Genomic DNA, 21,931 nt, shown 5'->3' with positions numbered 1-21,931 from the left:
CCTCGGAAAGGCAAGCGGCTGCTGCTGTGTTTAATGGTCGAGGAGCGTTTAATGGTCGAGGAGCGGCCCGGTCAAGTTGCCGAAGCGGGATCGACGACGGCGAACCCCGCCAACGCTGCTGCCTTGCGGACATACGCCAGGTTCGACGCGGTCCGTTCCTCCAACGGAAGCTCGGTGGAAAAGTCCTCCAGCGTCACCCAGGAGTCGTAGCCGACCTCTGCGAGCGCCCGGAAGTAGCCCAGGACGCTGCCCTGTCCCTCGACCAGGGGGGCCCATTCGTTGACCCACACGGCCGCACCCGATTCGTCCTTCCCCTCGGTGCGGACCCAGCGGGCGTTCTTCACGTGGACATGTGCCAAATAGGGCCCGAGGAGCTGGAGTGCGGGCAACGGCGATTCCCAGCCCTCGATCAGCAGGTTGCCGAGGTCATGGATAACGCCGACGTGCTTGGGGTCCAGCCCTTCCAGCAATCGCAGGGCCGAGGAGGCCGACGCGGTCACGGTTCCATGGTGCAGTTCCACGAGTGCTTTGACGCCATGGTGTGCCGCGCGGGATGCGACCCACTCGTAGTGTTCCCGGGTGGCGGCAAAGAGTTCCGGGTAGGACAGGCCGGTGGGTTCCTGGCCGCCCATGTTCGAGTTGCCCAGCGGCAACACGTTCACGCGGACCTGCTTTGCACCCAAGGCTGCGGTCGCGGCGAGGACCCGATCGACGTCGTCGTGGTTGTCGCAGCGGGCGTAACCGCCGAGTCCGGAGAATTCCAGCCCTGATTCCGCGGTGAGGCGGGCAATCTCCGGGATCGAATCCTCCAAGCCTGTCATGGGCCAGGTGGCACGGTTCCCTGCCCAGAAGCCTGGTTCTGCTGCCTCCGCCTGGTCGGTGACGCGCCATTCGATGCCGTCCCACCCCTGGGCGGCAAGCTTGGTGGCGGCTTCCTGCGGCGACCATTCGGGCGTGGATGCGGTGAAGACGGAGAACTTCATGCCGATACCTCTTCGCGGTGCGAGCCAGTGGGGGCTTCCGGGTGGGAAGGGGCCCCGCCGGTGCGGACCTCCACATTGTTGTACTTGCCGGCAATGACGTCGGCGATCAGCACGGGCTGGCCCAAGGTGGCCGAGACATACAGGGCACGCACGGTAGCCAGAGCAGTCACGGCGTCCCGGACGGTAACGCCCGCGGGGCGTCCTTCCCGGATCGCTGCGATGATGTCGCGGTATTGCCGGACATGTCCGGCCGGGTACACCGTGGGGTCCAGTGCTTCGACGGTGTCGTCGGGGTATTTGGCGAGTTCGACGGCGGCCTGGTTCCCGCCGCCGAGGATGCCCATGGCGCTGCTTTCGGAAGGATCCGCGGCGTCGGAGGCGTGGAAGTACGCGAGGTCGTCGTTGTCGATCACTGCGGAACCCTTGCTCCCCATCACCTGGAGGCGGACCGTCAAGCCCGGGTACGCCGCCGTCGTCGCGTGCAACACGGCAAGGGCGCCTGACTCGAAGGTGACAGTAGCTACGGCGGTGTCTTCCACCTCAACGCCTTCGTGTGCGAGAAGCGCGGTTTTGGCGCTGATCTCGAGGGGCCGGCCGAGGAACCACAACAGCAGGTCAACGGTGTGGACGCCCTGGTTCATGATGGCCCCGCCGCCGTCCATGGCCCAGGTTCCGCGCCAGGCCCCCGAATCGTAGTAGCCCTGGCTCCGCCACCAGCTGACGGAGGCGACGGCCGAGGTCAGTGTGCCGAAGCGCCCGGCTCGACGGGCCTCGTCCACCACCCGGCTGGCCGGATCGAAGCGGTGCTGGCTGATCACGGTGGCCACCAGGCCCTTGGCCTCGGCAGCCTTGGCCGCAGCCAGGATTTCGTCCGCCTTGCCCAAGTCAACGTCAAGCGGCTTTTCGATCACCACGTGCTTGCCGGCGTCGAGCGCTTCGAGCGCTTGCTGGATATGGAGCCCGCTGGGGGTCGCGATAATGACCACGTCAACCGGTGCGGCGGCGAGCGCCGCGGCCAGCGTCGGGAAGACCGCAGGCCTAGGGTCGCCTTGGGCTTCGATCTTCGCGGCAAGCGCCTCGGAAGCCTCGGCAACCACATCCACAAGCGCCGTGATGGCCACCTCCGGGAATTCGCGGATCGCCGCCGAGTGGGTGCGGCCGATGACCCCGCACCCTACGATCGCGGCCCGGATCTCCGAAGCGCCGGGAGCTTTTGAGGCCTCGCTCACTTCGTCCCCACCCCTGCTTCATGGAGGACTTTCGCGAACGCCCTCGCTGCAATGCCGAACGCGGTCGGGCCGGAGAATCCGCCCAGTCCATGGGCGCCGGCCAGGTGTGGCTCGAGGCTCGCGAAGCCGGTGTACCCGTCGGCCTTCAGGGCCTGAACCGTGCGGAGGACATCGCCGTCGCCCTCGCCCGCCGGGACCACGGTGGCGTCCGAGAACAAGGCATCCTTCACCTGCAGGTACTCAAGGTGCGGGCGGAGCTTGGCGTAGCCGTCGTCGAAAGGCTTGACGCCCACCTGGACGAAATTCGCCGCGTCCCACGCCACTTTGAGCGCGGGAGACGCCACGGTTTCGACAATGTCCAGGACCCGTTCGGGGATATCGCCGTAGATGTCCTTCTCGTTTTCGTGCAGAAGCACGACGCCGGCCTCTTCCGCCACGTCCGCGAGCGCACGCATGCGTTCGATGACCGCATCCCGGATGCTCTCCACCGCTACGTCCTCGCCGTAGTAGAAGGAGAAGATCCGGATGTAGCGGGATTCCAGGACTTGGGCGGCGTTGACCGCCCGGCGAAGCCGTTCCACCTCGTGCTCCACGGGAAGGGAAACGTCTACTTTCCCGATCGGCGAGGCGATCGCGGAAACCTTCATGTCCGCGGCATCCAGCAAGGACTTCAGTTCACGGAGCTGCGCATCATCCAGGTCCACGATGTTGGTGCCCCAGGCGCTGCGGACCTCGATGTGCTTGGCTCCCAATGCCTGCATCACGGCAATCTGGATCTTGGGGTCGTCGTCGATCTCGTCGCCGAAGCCCGAGAGCTCCCATTCGACAGCTGGCGTGCTCATAGTTACTTGACTCCTCCGGCGGTCAGGCCGCCCACTAGGTAACGCTGGAAAATCAGGTACAGGATGACCACCGGGGCGGCGCACACAAGGGAAGCCGCCATCATCTGGCCGTAGTAGGGAATCGCGCCGCCTTCTTGCGAGGCGCCGAAGACTTGGAGCGCGACGGCGGCCGTCTGGCTTTCGGGCCGCGTCATGACCGAGGCGAACAGGACATCGTTCCAGCCGAGCAGGAAGGCGAAAATACCGGAAACGACGACGCCGGGCCAGCTCAGCGGGAGGATGATCCGCACCAGCACGCCCAGGTTGCTGGCGCCGTCGATCCTTGCCGCCTCTTCGAGTTCGCGCGGCAGGCCGCGCAGATACGTGACCATCACCCAAGTGGAGAACGGCATCGCGAACGTCAGGTACGTCAGGAACAGGCCCCATTGCGTGCCAATGACCTGGATGCCCAAGTAGGTGGCGGACGAGGAAAACAGGACGAAGACCGGAAGCACCATGAGGGTGCCCGGAACCGACTGCAGTCCGAGGAGCCCGCGAAGGATCGTCAAGCGGCCACGGAATTGGTAGCGGACCAGGACGTAGGCGGTTGCGATCGACATCAGCGCGGAGACCACGGCGGTGGAACCGGCCACGAGGACGCTGTTGGCCAGGCCCGTGGCCAGTCCAACACTCGACCAGATGGTGGAGTAGTTCTCAAAGGAGACGCTGGACGGGAAGAACTCGCCCCGGGCCACGCCGATGTCCGAGTTCACGGACGCCAGGAAGATGTACGCCACCGGAATGAGCACCAGGGCACACAACACCGTCAGGATGATGGCGAGCATGGGCCCCGGCAAGAGTTTGGTGACCTCGTGCTGGCGTTTGGAGCCCGGGCGGAAGTCTTCGCTCGATTGGCGTCCGACGGCGGTAGTTGCGGTGCTCACTTTTTGCCTCCGGGAGTTTCGGCGTCATCGAGTTTGACGGCCCGTAGATAGACGAACAGGGGAATCGCGATCAGGATCAGCGAAACGAACGCCATAGCTGCGCTGAGCCCGAACCTGAAGCTCTGGAAGCTCGTGACGTAGGTGAGGATCGGGAGCAGCTCCACATCGGACGGAGCGGGTACCCCGAACAGGACGAACGGCAAGGTGAAGTTGTTGATGTGGTGCAGCATGCCGATCAGGAACGCCAAGGAGAGCGGTCCCTTCAGGTACGGGAAGACCACGTAGCGCAGCTTGTTCCACCACAGCGCACCGTCAAGGGCCGAGGCCTCGTGGACCTCATGGTCCACGGACTGGAGCCCGGACAATGCAAGCAGGTAGACGAACGGCCACGATGCCCAGATCTGGACCAGGATCAAGGTCCAATAAGACTGGGGACCGTTGAGCCACAGGCCGGGATCGATGCCTACCGAGTGCAGCGCCGAATCGATCACGCTGCCCGGCTGGAACATCGTCCGCCACACCGTGGCCACCACGAAGGACGGAAGAACGTAGGGGACCAGGAAGATGGAACGGATCACGGCGCGGCCTTTGAACGCGTTCTGGGTCGCGACGGCGCCGGCGATGCCGAGCGGGATAGTGACCACCATGGCGAGCAAGGAGTAGCTGACGCTGAGCCAGATGGCGTGGAGCAAAGGCGACGCGGTCAGCGCTTCGACGAAGTTCTGGACTCCGATGAACGGAGCGCTGACCCATTGGCGCAGTGAATACTGGTCCAGGTCCAGCCCCGACATGAAGATGCCGAGGAGGAGCGGCACCACGATGATGATCACCATCAGCAGGCCGCCTGGAATCAGCATCCACAAGGGGCGGTTGCGTTCGCTCAACCCCTTGCGGCGCCGGGGCGTGTTGTCCGGCGACTGCGGGTCCGGCTTTGCAGCGCGGGACGATTTGCGGCGCGTGGACTTTCCCGCAGTCAATGAATCGGTGGACATATTGGTTCCTACTTACTTCGATGCCCGGTCAAGTGAGGCCTGGCCCTTGGATTGTGCGTCCTTGAGGCGCGCCTGGAGACTGGCGTCGTCAATTGAACCCTTGGAGAGGTCGGGGATCGATTGGACCACGACGTTCAGGAGGGCGAGCTGGATGTCGCCCCAAGCCCCGGTGAACGGGGTGGCCTTGGACTTCGCTGCAGTGTCGGCAACCGGTTGGAGGACAGGGTTGTCCAAAGCTTTCAGGGCTTCGGCGTTGGCCGGCAGGTCCCCGAAGATCTTCTGGTAGTTCAACTGCTCATCTTTGGACGTGATCAGGTTGATATAAGCGAAGGCAAGGTCCTTCTGCTTCGAGTAGTCGGCAACAACCACGTTGTCACCGGACAGGATGCTGGCCGCCTTCGCGCCATCGCCCTGCGGAGACGACTGGCCCGGCGCCGTCGTCGGCATGGCTGTGTAGGCGTACTTTCCCGCAACAGCCGACTTGTCCAGAGTCGGGAGGGAACTCGACGTCGTCATCATGAGGTATCCGGCCTTGCCCGAGGCAAAGGCGGCAACGGCATTGCTGTTGCTCCACCCGATGGAAGCCGGATCGACTACCTTGTCCTTGGTAAGCCAGCCGAAGTAGGTTTCGTAGGCTTTCTTGACGGCCGGGTCGTCAAGCTTGAGCGTTTTGCCGTCCACGAGCGGGTTTCCTGCCTGGACGGACATTGCCCAGATGAACTTCCAGGGGTCAAAGCTGTCCTTGTACCCGGTGGCCAGGCCGAAGGTGCCCGTGGACGGATCGGTCATCTTCTTGGCCTGGGCTGCAAGCTCGTCCCAGCTGGTGGCGGGCTTGTCGATCCCGGCCGCTTTCAGGATGTCCTTGTTGTACGCCATCACGAAGGGCCGGCTGACAAAGGGAATGCCCGCTTGGTGCTGGGCGTCCGGGCCCGAAATTCCGAGGGCGGCCTGGTTGAACTTGTCTTTCCCGCCGACCTTCTTCCAGTCGTCGTCGGACAACGTCACGAAGGCCTTGGTTGCATACGCGGTGGGCGTGAAGGTGGTACCGAGGCTGTAGACGTCAGGTCCCTGTCCGGAGACGACGGACGTCTGGATGCGGGTCAGTTCATCGTTGGCCGAAGCGAAGGTTTCGAATTGGACGTCGGCACCGGTCTGGGCCTTGAACTTGGCCGCAATGTCGGTGAACCATTGCTTCTGCTGGGCGGGATAGGCGGCGCTGGAGTTGACCAGGACGCTCAGCTTCTTGCCCTTCCCGTCAACAGGCCCGACGCTCCCCCCGGAGCTGGTGCTGCCGCCTCCACAGGCGGTCAAGGCTAGGGCGGCTGTTACGGCGACAGCGGCAAATTTGGCGGACGATGCAAACTTCATTGTTTTCCTCCCTGGAGCCCGATGGGCCTCATTGGCGTGGTGCGCGTCACATCGGGGTGATTGCTCCGAGTCTAGGCACGCGCAACATGGATGACAAGCGATTGCCAAAAATTGTCATCGGTGCTGCAATTGTGGGACAAGTCACTCGTTGTGGAGAGGCTGCGGCAGATGAGGAACACCTAGACGATGGCAGAACTTCAGCTCCAGTCACCGGGCAAGCAGCCCACGATCCGCGACGTCGCGGAGCTCGCGGGAGTGGCGACGTCAACGGTCTCGAGAGCCCTGAGCAATCCGGGGAGGGTGAACCACGTGACGCGCGAGCGGATCGAAGAAGCGGCCGCGCAATTGAATTACATTCCCAGCTCCCAGGCCCGCGGGCTCAGCTCCGGACGCACCCAGACCGTTGCCGTCCTGGTTCCGGACATCACCAATCCGTTCTACTTCGACATCATCCGCGGGGCGCAGCACCAGTTGAAGGCCGCCGGCTACACGCAGCTGCTCGTAGACACAGAGGAATCAGCGGAGATGGAGGCAGATGCCCTGCAGAAGATGCGCCGTTCGGCCGACGGATTCATCCTTGCCGCATCCCGATTGACAGATGCACAGCTGGCCGAAGCGGCGGCGCAGCAGCCCCTGGTCACCATCAACCGGGCCCCGGCAATTGCACCCACCGTGGTGATCGATACGCCGTCGGCCATTATCCAGGCGCTGGAGCACTTGGTCTCGCTGGGGCACACACGGATTTGCTTCGTCGGAGGCCCGGCCACCTCCTGGTCCAACGCCAAGCGGTGGCAAGCATTCCAGGAAGAAACTACGGAACGGAAGCTGACCACATTCAGCGTGGGACCGTTCGCACCCAAGACCACCTCGGGCGCTGCCGCAGCGGACGCCGCGGCACACACTGGTGCCACGGCGTGCATCGTCTTCAATGACCTGTTGGCCATCGGGATGCTGCAGCGGCTGCGCGAACGCGGTATCCGGGTGCCCGAGGACATGAGCATCGTCGGTTGCGACGACATCTTCGGAGCCGATTTCTGCAACCCTCCCCTCACCACCATGGCGTCTCCCATTGAACAAGCCGGTCGTGTGGCCGTCTCCATGCTCCTGTCCAGGCTGAATCCCCAGTACGGCGGCACCGGCCGGCGCTTGGCAGTCATGCCCACCCACCTCACGGTCCGGGCGTCGACGGGCGCCGCCCCGGTGCGCTGAACAGGCGGCGTATCGCGCCCAACTAGCTCGCAGTTGTTGTCGTTATGGGCGCTCAAAACGACAACAATTGCGTGGGCCCACGCCGGCGAGGGCCCCTGCCTGAGCTTGCGAAGGCTGGGAGCCGGTGGGGACCAGTTGGGTGACACAGGCACTCGGGGGTAAAACACATGGGGTGACACAGTTGAGTGTTTCAAGTGCTGGTTACTAGTGTTGGGGACATGCGCACACTCCAGGCCACGATCATTGCGGAAATGGGCGTCCAGCCCCGGATCGACCCTGCCGAGGAGGTCCGTAAACGCGTCACGTTCCTGAAGGAATATCTCAAGGCCACGCAAACCAAGGGCTTTGTCCTGGGTATTTCCGGCGGACTGGATTCCTCCCTCGCCGGCCGGCTCGCCCAACTGGCCGTCGAAGAGCTCGCGGCCGAGGGCGTCGAAGCAAACTTCGTGGCGGTCCGGCTGCCCTACGGCACCCAGCACGATGAGGACGACGCCCGGGCGGCACTGGACTTCATCCAGGCCAAGACGGAGTGGACCTTCAACATTTCCCGGGCTGTCGACGGCTTCGAGGACGAGTTCGAAAAGACCACCGGCGCACGCATCTCGGATTTCCACAAGGGCAACACCAAGGCCCGGGCCCGCATGACCGCCCAGTACGCCCTCGCCGGCGAATACAACTACCTGGTGATCGGCACCGACCACGGAGCCGAATCCGTCACCGGATTCTTCACCAAGTTCGGCGACGGCGGCGCGGACATCCTGCCGCTCTTCGGCCTGAACAAGCGGCAGAACCGCGCACTCCTCGCCGAGCTGGGCGCCCCGTCCAGGGTCTGGGAAAAGATTCCGACGGCGGACCTCCTGGACGGCACGCCCGGACGTACGGACGAGGATGAACTCGGAGTCAGCTACGACCAGATCGACGACTACCTTGAGGGCCGTGACATCCCCGAGGCCGCAGCGATGCTGATTGAGCAGAAGTACACGCGGACGCGCCACAAGCGCACTGTTCCGGTCACGATTTTCGACACATGGTGGAAGTAGCACTCGCCTGAACCCGGGGTCCTCCGTCACGCTGGGCAACTTTTTGCAGCGCACGACGGCGGCCTGCCGCGCCGTGGCGGGGGCGCCGCCGTCGTTATCCCGCAAAAGTTTGCCCGGCGTGACGGGACGTATCCCCGCCGCACTGCCCCTTCCAAACCCTTGGATGTCCTAGTATATTGCAGGTGAGGCGGATCACACGGCCAGCTCGTTTCCGGTCCGCGCCTACCGATTCCACGCAGGGCGAAAGGCAGACAATGACAGTCACCGACGACTTCCGCGCAGCCCGCGACCGGCTCCTTGAGCTACGCACCGATTACGCCAAGGCATACAGCGACTTCCAGTGGCCCCGCTTCAGCGAGTTCAACTTCGCCCTCGACTGGTTCGACCAGATCGCAGCGGATCCCGCCAAGGCCAACAACCCGGCGCTCGTCATCGTCGAGCAGGACGGGAGCTCCACCCGCCGCAGCTTCGCCGAACTCTCCGCTCGGTCCTCGCAGCTTGCCAACTGGCTCCGCGGCAAGGGCGTCCACCGTGGCGACCGCATGATCATCATGCTTGGCAACCAAGTGGAACTGTGGGAACTCATGCTCGCCGGGATCAAACTCGGCGTGGTCTTGATTCCCACCACCACGCTCATGGGTCCGCGCGACATCACGGATCGCGTCGAGCGCGGGGGCGCCCGCTGGGCCGCCGTCGGGAGCGCCAATATTGCCAAGTTCGCGGAGGTACCGGGCGACTACACCCTCATTGAAGTGGGCGACGGCGGCCCGGCTGGAGCCCAGAACACCGGCAGCCCGACCGCCAATGCCCTCCACTATGCCGAAGCGGATTCCGCGGAGACCGTGTTCGTCCCGGATGCACCCACCGCTGCCGACGAAACCATGCTCCTCTACTTCACTTCGGGCACCACGTCACGGGCGAAGCTGGTGGAGCACACCCACACGTCGTATCCCGTGGGGCACCTCTCCACGATGTATTGGATCGGGCTGGAACCCGGAGACGTCCACCTCAACGTGGCTTCCCCCGGCTGGGCCAAGCACGCATGGTCCAACGTTTTCACGCCGTGGATCGCCGAGGCCTGCGTTTTCGTCTATAACTATGACCGCTTCGATGCCAAGACACTCATGGAACAGATGGGGCGTGAAGGCGTCACGAGTTTCTGCGCCCCGCCCACCGTATGGCGCATGCTCATCCAGGCGGACCTGACCCTGCTCAAGACCCCGCCCACCAAGGTAGTTTCTGCGGGCGAACCCCTCAACGCCGAGGTGATCGGGCAAGTGGAGAGGGCCTGGGGCCAGACCATCCGCGACGGTTTTGGCCAAACGGAGTCAACGGTCCAGATTGCCAACACCCCCGGCCAGCCGGTCAAGACCGGCTCGATGGGACGGCCGCTGCCAGGCTACGACGTCGTGCTTGTTGATCCTGCCACCGGCGAAGAGGCCGACGACGGCGAGCTGTGCTTGCGCTTGGACCCCCGCCCCGTGGGGCTCATGAAGTCCTACTTCGGCGACCCGGAAAAGACGGCCGAGGCTTTCCGTGACGGCTATTACCACACGGGCGATATGGCCAGCCGGGACGGGAACGGCGTCATTACCTACGTGGGCCGCGGTGACGATGTCTTCAAGTCCTCCGACTACCGCTTGTCGCCTTTCGAACTCGAAAGCGTCCTGATCGAACATCCCGCTGTGGCGGAGGCCGCCGTCGTGCCCTCTCCGGATCCGGTCAAGCTTTCGGTGCCTAAGGCTTTCGTGGTGCTCGCCGCGGGGTACGAGCCCGGTCCGGCCGTGGCTGAGGACATCCTCAGGTACTGCCGGCAGCACCTGGCGCCTTTCAAGCGCATCCGTCGGCTCGAATTCGGCGAGTTGCCCAAGACGATTTCCGGCAAGATCCGCCGTGTCGAACTTCGAGGCACGGAGGTGGCCCGTCACGGAGACGGCCCGCTGCCTGCCGGCCTGGGCGTCGAGTACACCGAGGACGAGTTCCCGAGTCTGAAAGAATAGACAGCCAACCAATGTCAGGAGGCACCGTGGGAAGCCCGCTCCCCCGCGACCCCATCGCCGACGCCCAGCGAAACTGGGAACGCCACGGCTGGGGCGAAGTCGCCGCGCCCATGGCGGCCATCACCGCGATCATGCGCACGCAGCAGATCCTGTTGGCGCGGATCGAGGGCGTGTTGAAGCCGTTCGGCCTGACCTTCGCGCGTTACGAGCTCCTGGCACTGCTGAGTTTCGCCCGCAGCGGCGCGTTGCCGATGAACAAAGCCAGTGCGCTGCTCCAGGTGCATCCGACGTCCGTGACCAACGCCGTCGACCGCCTCGAGAAGGCAGCCCTCGTGGTCCGCTCCCCGCACCCCACTGACGGGCGCACCACGCTGATCGAGCTCACCGCGGAAGGCCGCACCCTCGCGAAACGCGCGACGACGGCACTCAACAACGAGGTGTTCGGCCAGTCCGGTTTCGGGGACGACGACGTCGAGCACCTGATCCGCGTGCTGGGAGACTTCCGCAAGGCGGCGGGGGACTTTACGGACTGATCAGAGCCATCCGTTGCTGAGTAAGTGCCGTTTTGAGCCGGCAAAACGGCACTGGGCCCACGCCGGCAGGGTTCCCTGGCCGAGCTTGCGAGGTTAGGGTGCCGGTGGGGAGCAATCGATGGGTCAACGGTGCTTGAACTCCGGCTGGCGCTTCTCGGTGAACGCTGCCATGCCTTCCTTTTGGTCCTCGGTGGCGAACAGTGAGTGGAAGATCCGGCGCTCAAACAAAACGCCCTGGGACAGGCCGGTTTCGAAGGCTGCGTTGACGGCTTCCTTGGCCACCATGGCAACCGGTTTGGACTTTGACGCGATCACTTCGGCGGCCTTCAGAGCCTCCTCCACCACGGAATCTGCCGGCACGACGCGGGAAACAAGTCCCGCACGCTCGGCTTCCTCGGCGTCCATGAACCGCCCGGTGAGGACCATGTCCATCGCTTTGGCCTTGCCCACGGCATGGGTCAGCCGCTGGGAGCCGCCCATGCCGGGAATGACGCCGAGGTTGATTTCCGGTTGGCCGAACTTGGCGTTGTCCCCGGCAATGATGAAATCGCACATCATGGCAAGTTCGCAGCCCCCGCCCAGGGCAAAGCCGGACACCGCGGCAATGACGGGAATGCGCAGGCGCGTGAGGTTTTCCCAGGCGCGGAACCAGTCGGCGGCGTACATTTCCATGTAGCCCTTGGATGCCATTTCCTTGATGTCGGCGCCGGCCGCGAAGGCCTTTTCCGAGCCGGTGATCACCACGGCACCCACTGCGGGATCCGCATCCATGTCCGACACGGCGGCCACGATCTCGTTCATGGTGGCCTGGTTCAACGCATTGAGCGCCTTGGGCCGGTTCAGGGTCACCAAGCCCACCCGTCCACGGAGTTCCACCAGGATGTTTTCGTGCTGCTGCGCCAAGCCGTACCCCTTTTGTCGTAACTGACCTACCCGCCAAGGCTACTTGGCGGACTTGTCCCGGATGTCCGTGATGATGCCGGAGAAGTCGCGCTCGGCTCCGCCTTCGGCCGCGAAAGCATCGTAGATCTGCGATGCCAAGTGCCCCATTTTCCCGTCCACTCCGGTGCTCTCAAGCGCGTTGACCGCGAGCCGGAGGTCCTTCGCCATGAGCGCTCCGGCGAATCCGGGCTTGTAGTCGCGGTTGGCCGGGCTCGTGGGAACCGGTCCGGGAACCGGGCAGTTGGTGGTCAGCGCCCAGCACTGCCCAGAGGCGTTGGACGCGACATCGAACAACGCTTGGTGCGTCAGTCCCAGTTTCTCGCCCAGGACGAACGCCTCGCTGACGGCAATCATGGACACGCCAAGGATCATGTTGTTGCAGACCTTGGCGGCTTGCCCGGCTCCGTGGTCACCGCAGTGCACGATCCTGCGGCCCATGTGTTCCAGGATCGGCTTCGCTGTTTCGAAGTCCTCGGGCAGCGCCCCCACCATGAAGGTCAGGGTCCCGGCTTCGGCACCCACTACGCCGCCGGAAACGGGCGCGTCCACGGAGCGGTGGCCGGCTTCCAAGGCAATGGCAGCGGCCTCGCGGGCCTCTTCGACGTTGATGGTGGAGCAGTCCACGAACAGTGTGTTCGACGCAGCCACCGAGAGCAGGCCCGGCGCTCCGTCCACTCCCCGGTAGGCCTCCAGGACGTGCTTGCCGCTGGGCAGCATGGTCAGGACAACGGAAGCGCCGGCAACGGCCTCCGGAGCGGAATCCACCGTGGCAATGCCGTGTTCACGGGCTGCCTCAAGCGCTGCCGGCACGGGATCGTACGCGACCACTTGATGCCCTGCCTTGACAAGGTTCACGGCCATAGGACCGCCCATGTGGCCAAGGCCGAGGAAAGCGATGGTGCCGGAAACTGCGTCAGACATGGTCGGACTCCTTTGAATGAAGTTTGAGTTCACGGTCGCCGAGAGACGCGAAGAAGCCCTCGACGGCGGCCGGCGACACCTCCGCCAGGGAAGCTGGCTTCCATTGTGGGTTGCGGTCCTTGTCCACCACTTGGGCGCGGATGCCCTCCCGGAAATCCGGGCCGGCCAGGCACCGCACGCCAACACGGTATTCCTGCTCCAAAGCCTCCTCGAGGGAAAGCCCCCGGACGCGCCGCAACGATTCCAGGGTGACTTTCACGGCTGTAGGCGATTTCGCCTCGATCGTGACCGCGGCTGCAGCGGCGTCCCCGCCGGCGGCGCGCAGCCTGGCGACGATTTCCTCGGCGTCGTCGGAAGCATAGGCGTCATCGATCCACCCGCGCTGGCCGGACAGCGCCGAGGCGGGCGGCTCCTGAACAAAGCGCCCGACGGCGGCCTCCGCCGTCGAGCTTTCCAGCGCTTCCGCGAGCGCGGGCAGGCTCTCGGACGGCACGAAGTGGTCCGCGAGCCCCAGGAACAAGGCGTCGGCCCCGCTCAAGTGGGCGCCCGTGAGGGCTGCGTGTGTACCGGACTCGCCCGGTGAGCGGGACAGCAGAAGGGTGCCGCCGACGTCGGGCACAAAACCAATGGTGGTTTCCGGCATGCCGGTACGGGTCCGCTCGGTGACCACGCGGACGGAGCCGTGGGCTGAGATCCCGACCCCGCCACCGAGGACCAGCCCGTCCATGAAGGCCACGTACGGCTTCGGGTACCGGGCAATAAGCGAGTTCAACCGGTACTCCGCAGCCCAGAAATCCGCGGTCCGGTCCCCGCCGCGCAGGATGTCGTCGTAGATCGCCACGATGTCCCCACCGGCGCAGAGTCCGCGGTCCCCGGCGCCGTGCACCAAAACCGTTCTGACGGCGTCGTCGTCCGCCCAGGCGGTGAGTCGCTCCAGCATGGCGTGCACCATGCCGGCGGTGAGTGCGTTGACGGCCTTGGGTCGGTTCAGCGTGATGACGCCGAGGTGGCCGCGCTTTTCGAACAGGACCTCGGCCATTAGCTGCCGGCCGGCATCACGAAGCTGGCGCCCTGGCGGATGCCCGAGGGCCAGCGGGTGGTGACCGTCTTGGTCTTGGTGTAGAAGCGGAAGGCGTCTGGGCCGTGCTGGTTGAGGTCGCCGAAGCCAGAGGCCTTCCAGCCGCCGAAGGTGTAGTAGGCAATCGGGACTGGAATGGGAACGTTGATGCCCACCATGCCCACTTCGACGCGGCTCGCGAAGTCGCGGGCAGCGTCGCCGTCGCGGGTGAAGATCGCGACGCCGTTGCCGAACTCGTGCTCGGAGCAGAGCCGCAGTGCCTCTTCGTAGTCGGCTGCGCGGAGGACGCTCAGGACCGGGCCGAAGATCTCCTCCTTGTAGATGGACATGTCCTTCGTGACGTTGTCGAAGAGGGTCGGGCCAACCCAGAAGCCTCCGGCGTAACCGTCCACCTTCAGGTCGCGTCCATCGGTGACGAGGGTGGCGCCTTGGTCGACGCCCGCTTGGATGTACCCCTCAATACGGTGCTTCGCCGAGGCGGCCACTACAGGCCCGAAGTCCGAATCCGCGGCCAGGCTGGGACCCACCTTCAGGCCCTTGATGCGGTCCTCCAGCTTGGAGACGAGCTGGTCCGCTGTCTCCTGGCCAACAGGCACAGCAACCGAAATCGCCATGCAACGCTCCCCGGCGGAGCCGAACCCGGCACCGATGAGGGCATCCGCGGCCATGTCGAGATCGGCGTCGGGCATGATCACCATGTGGTTCTTGGCGCCGCCAAAGCACTGGGCGCGCTTCCCGTGGGCCGCGGCCGTGGCGTAGATGTACTTGGCAATCGGCGTGCTTCCGACGAAGCCGATGGCCTTCACCCGCGGATCTTCAAGGAGGGTGTCCACGGCTTCTTTGTCGCCGTTGATGACGTTGAAGACGCCGTCCGGCAATCCCGCTTCGGTGAAAAGTTCCGCCAGGCGCAGCGGCACGGACGGATCGCGCTCAGAAGGCTTGAGGATGAAGGCATTGCCGGCAGCCAGGGCGGGGCCGGACTTCCAGAGTGGGATCATGGCCGGGAAGTTGAAAGGCGTAATGCCCGCGACCACCCCAAGGGGCTGGCGCAGTGAGTGGACGTCGATGCCCGCGCCGGCGTTGTCCGAAAATTCACCTTTGAGCAGGTGCGGGGCACCGGCGGCGAACTCCACCACCTCGATGCCACGCTGGATGTCGCCTTTGGAATCGGGGAAGGTCTTGCCGTGCTCGGAGGACAGGAGCGTAGCGAGTTCGTCCATGTGTTCGTTGACCAGGTCCACGAACTTCAGCAGGATCCTGCCGCGGCGCTGCGGGTTCATGGCGCCCCATTCGAGCTGGCCTTTCTCCGCGCTCGCAATGGCGTTCCTGACCTCGTCAGCACTGGCGAGGGGAAGCCGTGCCTGAACCTCGCCGGTGCAGGGATTGTAGACGTCGCTGAATCGTGTAGAAGTCCCGTCGACTCTTTGGCCGTCGATGTAGTGGGAAAGTTCGCGCACCATGGAATGCTCCTTTGCATAGGGGGAATGCCCGCCATCGGCCTCGAAGGCACATGTCCAACTGCGCTCCGGGACGTCTTTGATCCCGAATATACTCGGACTTCCTACTAATTTCTAGAGCACTTCGGCTGCGGCCCTCAACACCCGACCACATTTGGGAATGCCCGACGCCGGAACCCGCCGCAGGCGGGGAGGTGCCGCTCTGCGGCGGGGCCAAAGATGGTCGGAAGTGGTGGCCCGGTTCAACGAGGCAGCGAGCCGTAGGCATCAAGCGCCTCCCGACGCGAGGCTTTGAGGTCCACCACCGGCTCCGGATAGTCCGGCGTGCCCAGTTCCGGGATCCACTGGCCGACGTAGCTGCCGTGGGGATCGAATTTCGCTGCCTGGGTCTCCGGATTGAAGATCCTGAAGAAGGGCGAGGCGTCGGCGCCGGAACCGGCTACCCACTGCCAGTTCGCCGGGTTGGACGCCGGATCGGCATCCACCAATGTGTCCCAGAACCATTGCTCGCCCACTTGCCAATGGATGCCGAGGTTCTTGACCAAGAGGCTGGCGGAAACCATGCGGACCCGGTTGTGCATCCATCCTGTATGCCACAATTGCCGCTGGCCCGCGTCCACCAAGGGGAAACCGGTACGGCCTTCCTGCCATGCGCGGAGGAGGGTGGCAGCCTCCTGTGACTCGGCCTCCTGTGACTCGGCCTCCCGGGCCCCTGCGCTGCTGGCCGAGTCATGCGAGCCTGCACCTTGGCTACCGGGCCAAGCCCACGGATAGTGGTCGAACCCGGGCCGCAAATTGGCCGTTGCCAGGTCCGGGTGGTGGAAGTATTGGTGCCAGCAGAATTCACGCCACCCGAGTTCCGAGGCGAAGACTGCAGCGCCCTCGCCCAGTTCCCGACGCCGGCGCTGCTGGGCATGCCATACCTCGAACGGGCTGAGTTGCCCCCAGCGCAAAAAGGGTGACAACCGGCTGCTGCCCGGCAGGTCCGGACGATCCCGGTTCACCGGATAGTCCACCAGCCCGTGCTCCACAAAGGTATCAAGGAGCTCATGGGCCTGGGCCGAACCCGGCTCCCAAACCTCGGATAATCCGGCAGACCAATCGGGGTTCCGCGGCAGCAATCCCCACGTGTCCAATTCCTCGGACTGAGGGAGCCGGCCGGAGTATCCCCGGCCCGGTTCCGGAGCTTCCAGCGGTTCACGGAAATCCAGCCCGGACACGGTCCGCCAAAATGGCGTGAAAACCTTGAAGGGTCCGCCTTGCTTCGTGGTGACGGCCCACGGTTCGTGCAGCAAAGAGGCTTGGAAACTCTCCGCGTGCATCCCGGACCCGCGCGCCCAGGCCTTGATGCCGGCGTCGAGCATTCGCTCTGCCTCGCCGTAACGGCGGTTCCAGTACAGCGATCCGGAACCCATCGCCGTCGCGGTTTCCCGGACAATCTCCGCCGCCGGTCCGCGGCGCAGCACGAGTGGTACGGCGAGGGCGGCAAGGTCTTCGCGAAGGGTGAGCAGGGAATGATGCAACCACCAGCGGGACGCGCCGCCGAGCGGCCTGATTCCGGGCGATTCCTCATCGAGGACATAAAGCGCGACGGCTCCACCGTCGTCGGCTGCCGCCCGCAGCGCCGGGTTGTCCGTGGTCCGGAGGTCGTCCCGGAACCATACGATTGACGGCTTCACTCATCCCCTTGGATCTTTTGCGCAACGGACATGCCCCTTAGGACGAATCCTAAGGGGCATGGCCTGTACCTCATCTGCCAAGATCTATTTCGGCATCAGGACGCTGTCAACCAAGTAGACCGTCGCGTTGGCGGTGTGGACGCCACCGCAGATCACGGCGGAGCCGCCGTCAACCTTGAGCGCGTCCTTGGTTCCCGTAACGGTCACCGAGTCGCCCTCAACAGTCTTGTGGGTGCCCACGATCTGGTCCGGAGTCAGCTGGCCGGGGATGACGTGGTAGGTGAGGATCTTGCTCAGGAGGGCGTCGTCGGTCTTGAGGCCGTCGATGGTGGCGGCGGGGATCTTGGCGAAGGCGCTGTCCACAGGAGCGAAGACGGTGAACTGGCTGCTGTTCAGCGTGTCCACCAGGTTCACCTTGGGGTTCAGCTTGCCGGACACAGCGGCGGTAAGGGTCTTGAGCAACGGGTTGTTGGAAGCGGCCACGGCTACTGGGTCCAGAGCCATGCCGGCAACCGAACCTGCACCGCTGGGAACCTGGGAAGCGTAACCTGCGCAGCCCGGGCCAACGAGGTCTTTAGTCGGGTCCATCGCGGCGCTTGCCGAGGCGGAAGGTGTGGCTGCCATGGTGGTCGCAGCGGGAGCGGCCGACGACGGTGAAGCCGTGGAAGCCGAGCCGCCACAAGCAGTGAGGCCCAACAGGGCGGAAGCGGCGAGGCCGGCGATCGCAAAAGACGTGCGCTTTGTAGAAAGCATGACATTTCTCCTTCAAACGGACTGACATTCGGTGCCGGTTGATTCCGGCGTGAAGTCCTTATGCCAGCTATTCGGAGGTGGGAGCCGGGTGGATGGGTGAGTTTCAAAACTTAATTTTGGGCGCGCCTCCAGAACCGACCACTTTCGGGAGCCTCCGACGCCGGATGGCGGCATTCGCGCCAAGGTTGCGGCTCAAAGGTGGTCGGTTCTTGCGGAGCTCATGCGGTGGGCTTCTTCCATGAGCAACTTGCCGAGGAATTCCTGGCGTTCAGGACGGAATCGCGGCTCGATGCCTGTGAGGGATAAAGCGCCGACTGGCCGGCCCAGCTGGTCGAAGACGGCAGCCGCCATCCCCCAACTGCCTTCGAGGATCAGCCCGGGATTCACCGAGTACCCGGCCATCCGGGTCTGCTCAAGATTCCGGCGCACCACCCTCTCGGTGTGGCTGGCGGCGAAGTCCCCGGCGTGCTGTTCCCAGCCGGACAGGATCATTTCCTGTTCTTCATCCGGCAGGAACGCCATGATTGCGGTTCCGGCCGACGCGACGCCGAGCGGGAACCTGACGCCCTCGTGCAAGACGAACGAACGCACCGGAAAGCTGCCTTCCTCGCGGAGCACACACACGGTTTCGTTGCCACGACGGATCGAATAGAAGGCGCTTTCCCCGCTCTCCTCGGCCAGGCGGCGCAGGCCGGGCCGGGCCAAGTCCTCAAACGGGAACCGCGCCGCCGCCACGGACCCCAGCAGGAAAATCTCGGGCCCCAGGATCCAGTTGCCGTTCCGCTGGTCGTGGTCCAGCAGGCCTTCGGCGGCGAGGGACGCGAGCAAGCGGTGCACGGTCGGGCGGGTCAGTCCGGACTCGCGGACCAGGCCAGCGATGGACATGCCCTCCGGTTTGCGTCCCACGAGCCGGAGGAGCGCGGCAACCCGGGCGACGACCTGGGCCCCCTGGACCGGCTTGGTTTGCGGCTGACGAGTCGACAATCCGATCTCCTCTCAAAGATATCCTCCACAATGTGGACACTTCTAAGACTAGCGTCCACACTGTGCGAGTCCAACCCTGCTGGCCATGCGAGGCCGTTGACCCTCCGCACTGGGCAACCCTAAGCTCCTTTTCAGACCGCTAGCTCAGAGAAGTGTCCACAAAGTGGATAGCACTGAGTGACCCTACTCAAAGACCAGGACAACGCCATGGCCAAAAACCAGCCCAGCGCAGCCGTTGCACTAGAGGACGTCCTGCGCGACGGCCAGACGATCGCCGTCGGCGGTTTTGGACTTAGCGGCATCCCCGCGGACCTGATCGAGGCCGTCCGCGATTCCGGCGTCAAGGACCTGACAGTGGTCTCCAACAACATGGGCATTGATGGCAAGGGGCTTGGGATCCTCATCGAAACGGGCCAGGTCCGCAAGGTCATCGCTTCCTACGTGGGCGAGAACAAGCTCTTCGCCGAGCAGTACCTTTCCGGGCAGCTCGAGGTCGAATTCGCGCCCCAGGGCACCCTGGCCGAACGCCTCCGCGCCGGTGGTGCCGGCATCCCCGCCTTCTACACGCGGACCGGCGTCGGAACCCTGGTTGCCGAAGGCAAGCCGCTCGAAGAGTTCGACGGCGTCACGTACGTCCGCGAGCGCGGGATCGTGGCCGACGTCGCGCTTGTCCACGCGCACACCGCGGACACGGACGGCAACCTGATCTACCGCTACACGGCCCGGAATTTCAACCCTGTGGTGGCCACGGCGGGAATCGTGACCATCGCCGAGGCCGAAGTGATCGTGCATCCGGGCGAGCTGGATCCGAACCATATCGTGACCCCCGGCGTCTACGTCCAGCGACTGGTCCAGGCCCGCAGCCGCACCAAGGACATTGAGCAGCGCACCGTCCGGCCCCGCACTGAAGCCCTGGCCGTCTAAGCACCCACCAGCGAAGGAGCACCACCATGGCATGGACCCGCGACGAAATGGCCGCCATTGCGGCCCAGGAACTCAACGACGGCGATTACGTCAACCTCGGCATCGGCATTCCCACCCTCGTTGCCAACAACCTGCCCGACGGCGTACGGGTTGTCCTGCAAAGCGAAAATGGCCTCCTCGGCATGGGGCCTTTCCCCTACGAGGGCGAGGAAGACGCCGACCTCATCAACGCCGGTAAGCAGACCGTCACGGTCCTGCCCGGCGGCAGCATCTTCGACTCCGCGACGTCCTTCGGCATGATCCGCGGCGGACATGTCAAGGTTGCCATCCTCGGCGCCATGCAGGTTTCCGGCAACGGGGACCTCGCCAACTGGACCATTCCGGGAAAGATGGTCAAGGGCATGGGCGGCGCCATGGACCTCGTGGCCGGCACCCCGCGCGTCGTGGTCCTCACCGAGCACAACGCCAAGGACGGGAGCGCCAAGATCGTCCGGGAATGCACCCTGCCGCTGACCGGCCTGCGCGTGGTGGACCGGATCGTCAGCGACCTCGCGGTCTTCGACATCTTGCCATCCGCGAACGACGACGGCGGGCGGCAGCTCACGCTGACCCGCCTCGCCCCCGGGGTCACCGTGGAGGAGCTCCGGGAAAAGACGGAGGCAGCATTCGACGTCGCATTCGAAACCACCCCTGCACTGGAAGGAAATGCATTGGAAGGAACACTGGCATGAGCCTGAAGGACCAGTTCGGCAAAGATGTCCTCCTCACCGGATGGGGACACAGCAAGTTCGGCAAACTCACGGACGAGACGCTCGAGTCCCTGATCGTCCAAGTGTCCGCGGAGGCCATCGGGAACTCGGGCCTTGAGCCACGGGACATCGACGCGATCTACCTCGGCCAGTTCAACTCGGGCATGCAGCCGTTGGGCTTCACGTCCTCGCTGGCCCTCGAGTTGTCCGAGGATCTTGCCAATGTGCCCGCAACGAGAACCGAAAACGCCTGCGCCTCCGGTTCCGCAGCATTCCAGCAGGGCGTGAAGGCTGTCTTGGCCGGGACTGCCCGCAACGTCCTGGTGATCGGGGCCGAAAAGATGACGGACGCCGGAGCCGACGTCGTAGGGGCTGCCCTGCTCGGGGCTTCCTACGAAATGGCGGGCAAGGCCTCCACTACCGGTTTCACGGGGCTGTTCGCCGAGGTGGCCCGGCACTACGAAAAGCGCTATGGCGCGGGCATCGAACGCCCTGGTTTTGCCGGGTCCGGCCTAAGCGACGTCCTGGGCTCCATCGCCGCCAAGAACCACCACAACGGCATGGACAACCCCTACGCGCAGATGCACAGGGACTTCGGCGAGGAATTCTGCCGGACGGTTTCCGAGAAGAATCCCATGGTTGCCGAACCGCTTCGCCGCACCGACTGCTCCCCCGTGTCCGACGGCGCCGCCGCCGTCGTGCTTTCCCTGGGCCCGGCGTCGGGCGCTGCTACCGAACCCGTGCGGTTGGCGGGCTTCGGGCACGCGAACGACTTCTTCCCGGCAGAGCGCCGCGACCCCACGGAGTTCGCCGCCACGAGAGTGTCCTGGGAACGCGCGCTGGGGATGGCCGGCGTCGGGATCGAAGGACTGGACTTCGCCGAGGTGCACGATTGCTTCACGATCGCCGAATTGATCATGTACGAAGCCATGGGGCTGACGCCGCGCGGTGAAGGATCCCGGGCGGTGCAGGAAGGGTGGGTCTACAAGGACGGCAGGCTGCCCGTCAATGTGTCGGGCGGACTCAAGGCCAAGGGCCACCCCGTGGGCGCAACAGGTGTGTCGCAGCACGTCATCGCGGCCATGCAGCTCACGGGCACCGCGGGAGCCATGCAACTGCCCCACGCCCGCCGCGGAGCCGTGCAGAACATGGGCGGCGTGGGCATCGCGAACTATGTGAGCATCCTGGAGTCTGTTTAGCGGAAACTCCCCAACACGGGGTCACTTACGGCCCATGCCGGGCAGCAACTTGGGCCGTAAGTGACCCCGCGTTGCGCTGGGGAGTTCCAGCGGCCCCTTCACCAGCTTCCGGCCCGGGTCTAAACT

At 64.7% G+C, this 21,931-nt stretch carries 20 protein-coding genes; 7 read left to right on the top strand and 13 right to left on the bottom strand.

Annotation, left to right across the window (positions count from 1 at the left end; translation table 11 throughout):
- Positions 1-71: 71 nt before the first annotated feature.
- Genes AB0323_RS14550 through AB0323_RS14525 form a run of 6 tightly spaced genes read right to left on the bottom strand, consistent with a single transcriptional unit; the run spans position 72 to position 6,337 of the window.
- On the bottom strand, positions 72-983 hold the full coding sequence (locus AB0323_RS14550) for a sugar phosphate isomerase/epimerase family protein (protein WP_366177941.1): 912 nt from the start codon (positions 981-983) through the stop codon (positions 72-74).
- On the bottom strand, positions 980-2,212 hold the full coding sequence (locus AB0323_RS14545) for a Gfo/Idh/MocA family oxidoreductase (protein WP_366177940.1): 1,233 nt from the start codon (positions 2,210-2,212) through the stop codon (positions 980-982). Before AB0323_RS14545 ends, AB0323_RS14550 begins: the two co-directional genes overlap by 4 nt.
- Complete coding sequence (locus AB0323_RS14540; protein ID WP_366177939.1) at positions 2,209-3,054, bottom strand: sugar phosphate isomerase/epimerase family protein; 846 nt, start codon at positions 3,052-3,054, stop codon at positions 2,209-2,211. Before AB0323_RS14540 ends, AB0323_RS14545 begins: the two co-directional genes overlap by 4 nt.
- 2 nt (positions 3,055-3,056) lie before the next feature.
- Positions 3,057-3,977: a carbohydrate ABC transporter permease gene (locus tag AB0323_RS14535; protein ID WP_366177938.1), complete on the bottom strand. Its 921-nt coding sequence runs from the start codon at positions 3,975-3,977 to the stop codon at positions 3,057-3,059.
- Positions 3,974-4,969 (bottom strand): sugar ABC transporter permease, encoded by a 996-nt coding sequence (locus AB0323_RS14530; RefSeq protein WP_366177937.1) that lies wholly within the window; start codon positions 4,967-4,969, stop codon positions 3,974-3,976. The genes AB0323_RS14535 and AB0323_RS14530 overlap by 4 nt, the downstream gene beginning before the upstream one ends.
- A gap of 12 nt (positions 4,970-4,981) precedes the next feature.
- On the bottom strand, positions 4,982-6,337 hold the full coding sequence (locus AB0323_RS14525) for an extracellular solute-binding protein (RefSeq protein WP_366177936.1): 1,356 nt from the start codon (positions 6,335-6,337) through the stop codon (positions 4,982-4,984).
- A 186-nt stretch (positions 6,338-6,523) separates the two neighbouring features.
- Between AB0323_RS14525 and AB0323_RS14520 the strand changes: the two genes are divergently transcribed.
- The 4 genes from AB0323_RS14520 to AB0323_RS14505 all read left to right on the top strand — a co-directional run bounded on the left by AB0323_RS14520 (position 6,524) and on the right by AB0323_RS14505 (position 11,119).
- On the top strand, positions 6,524-7,546 hold the full coding sequence (locus AB0323_RS14520; protein WP_366177935.1) for a LacI family DNA-binding transcriptional regulator: 1,023 nt from the start codon (positions 6,524-6,526) through the stop codon (positions 7,544-7,546).
- A 218-nt stretch (positions 7,547-7,764) separates the two neighbouring features.
- Complete coding sequence (gene nadE, locus AB0323_RS14515; RefSeq protein WP_364541156.1) at positions 7,765-8,586, top strand: ammonia-dependent NAD(+) synthetase; 822 nt, start codon at positions 7,765-7,767, stop codon at positions 8,584-8,586.
- 254 nt (positions 8,587-8,840) lie between these two features.
- Positions 8,841-10,586: an AMP-binding protein gene (locus AB0323_RS14510; RefSeq protein WP_366177934.1), complete on the top strand. Its 1,746-nt coding sequence runs from the start codon at positions 8,841-8,843 to the stop codon at positions 10,584-10,586.
- A 26-nt stretch (positions 10,587-10,612) separates the two neighbouring features.
- Positions 10,613-11,119: a MarR family transcriptional regulator gene (locus AB0323_RS14505; protein ID WP_284981964.1), complete on the top strand. Its 507-nt coding sequence runs from the start codon at positions 10,613-10,615 to the stop codon at positions 11,117-11,119.
- 123 nt (positions 11,120-11,242) lie between these two features.
- Here the strand turns inward: AB0323_RS14505 and AB0323_RS14500 are convergent, their stop codons facing one another.
- The 7 genes from AB0323_RS14500 to AB0323_RS14470 form a co-directional block, all read right to left on the bottom strand.
- Positions 11,243-12,022 carry an enoyl-CoA hydratase gene (locus AB0323_RS14500; RefSeq protein WP_364541163.1) on the bottom strand — a complete coding sequence of 260 codons (780 nt, stop codon included), beginning with the start codon at positions 12,020-12,022 and terminating at the stop codon, positions 11,243-11,245.
- Between the two features lie 39 nt (positions 12,023-12,061).
- Positions 12,062-12,982 (bottom strand): 3-hydroxyisobutyrate dehydrogenase, encoded by a 921-nt coding sequence (gene mmsB / locus AB0323_RS14495; protein ID WP_366177933.1) that lies wholly within the window; start codon positions 12,980-12,982, stop codon positions 12,062-12,064.
- Positions 12,975-14,021, bottom strand: coding sequence for an enoyl-CoA hydratase/isomerase family protein (locus AB0323_RS14490; protein ID WP_366177932.1), 1,047 nt, complete (start codon positions 14,019-14,021; stop codon positions 12,975-12,977). The genes mmsB and AB0323_RS14490 overlap by 8 nt, the downstream gene beginning before the upstream one ends.
- On the bottom strand, positions 14,021-15,520 hold the full coding sequence (locus AB0323_RS14485) for a CoA-acylating methylmalonate-semialdehyde dehydrogenase (RefSeq protein WP_366177931.1): 1,500 nt from the start codon (positions 15,518-15,520) through the stop codon (positions 14,021-14,023). The genes AB0323_RS14490 and AB0323_RS14485 overlap by 1 nt, the downstream gene beginning before the upstream one ends.
- A 239-nt stretch (positions 15,521-15,759) precedes the next feature.
- A complete protein-coding gene (locus tag AB0323_RS14480) occupies positions 15,760-17,196 on the bottom strand; it encodes a deoxyribodipyrimidine photo-lyase (protein ID WP_366177930.1) in 1,437 nt (478 codons plus the stop codon).
- 84 nt (positions 17,197-17,280) lie between these two features.
- Positions 17,281-17,949, bottom strand: a complete 669-nt coding sequence (locus AB0323_RS14475; protein ID WP_364541174.1) for a fasciclin domain-containing protein — start codon at positions 17,947-17,949, stop codon at positions 17,281-17,283.
- A gap of 192 nt (positions 17,950-18,141) precedes the next feature.
- On the bottom strand, positions 18,142-18,933 hold the full coding sequence (locus AB0323_RS14470; protein WP_366177929.1) for an IclR family transcriptional regulator: 792 nt from the start codon (positions 18,931-18,933) through the stop codon (positions 18,142-18,144).
- A 207-nt stretch (positions 18,934-19,140) separates the two neighbouring features.
- Between AB0323_RS14470 and AB0323_RS14465 the strand changes: the two genes are divergently transcribed.
- From AB0323_RS14465 to AB0323_RS14455, 3 genes are read left to right on the top strand one after another with little or no spacing between them, the layout of a single operon-like run.
- Positions 19,141-19,857, top strand: coding sequence for a CoA transferase subunit A (locus AB0323_RS14465; protein WP_366177996.1), 717 nt, complete (start codon positions 19,141-19,143; stop codon positions 19,855-19,857).
- A 26-nt stretch (positions 19,858-19,883) separates the two neighbouring features.
- Positions 19,884-20,588 carry a CoA transferase subunit B gene (locus AB0323_RS14460; protein ID WP_366177928.1) on the top strand — a complete coding sequence of 235 codons (705 nt, stop codon included), beginning with the start codon at positions 19,884-19,886 and terminating at the stop codon, positions 20,586-20,588.
- The gene (locus AB0323_RS14455) at positions 20,585-21,805 is read left to right on the top strand and encodes an acetyl-CoA acetyltransferase (RefSeq protein WP_366177927.1); all 1,221 of its coding nucleotides are present in this window, start codon (positions 20,585-20,587) and stop codon (positions 21,803-21,805) included. Before AB0323_RS14460 ends, AB0323_RS14455 begins: the two co-directional genes overlap by 4 nt.
- Positions 21,806-21,931 lie beyond the last annotated feature (126 nt).

The organism is Arthrobacter sp. NPDC080031 (assembly GCF_040702485.1).
Lineage (GTDB): Bacteria > Actinomycetota > Actinomycetes > Actinomycetales > Micrococcaceae > Arthrobacter.
The sequence above is the reverse complement of the archived record's forward strand: the minus strand, read 5'-3'. Positions and strand labels throughout refer to the sequence as shown.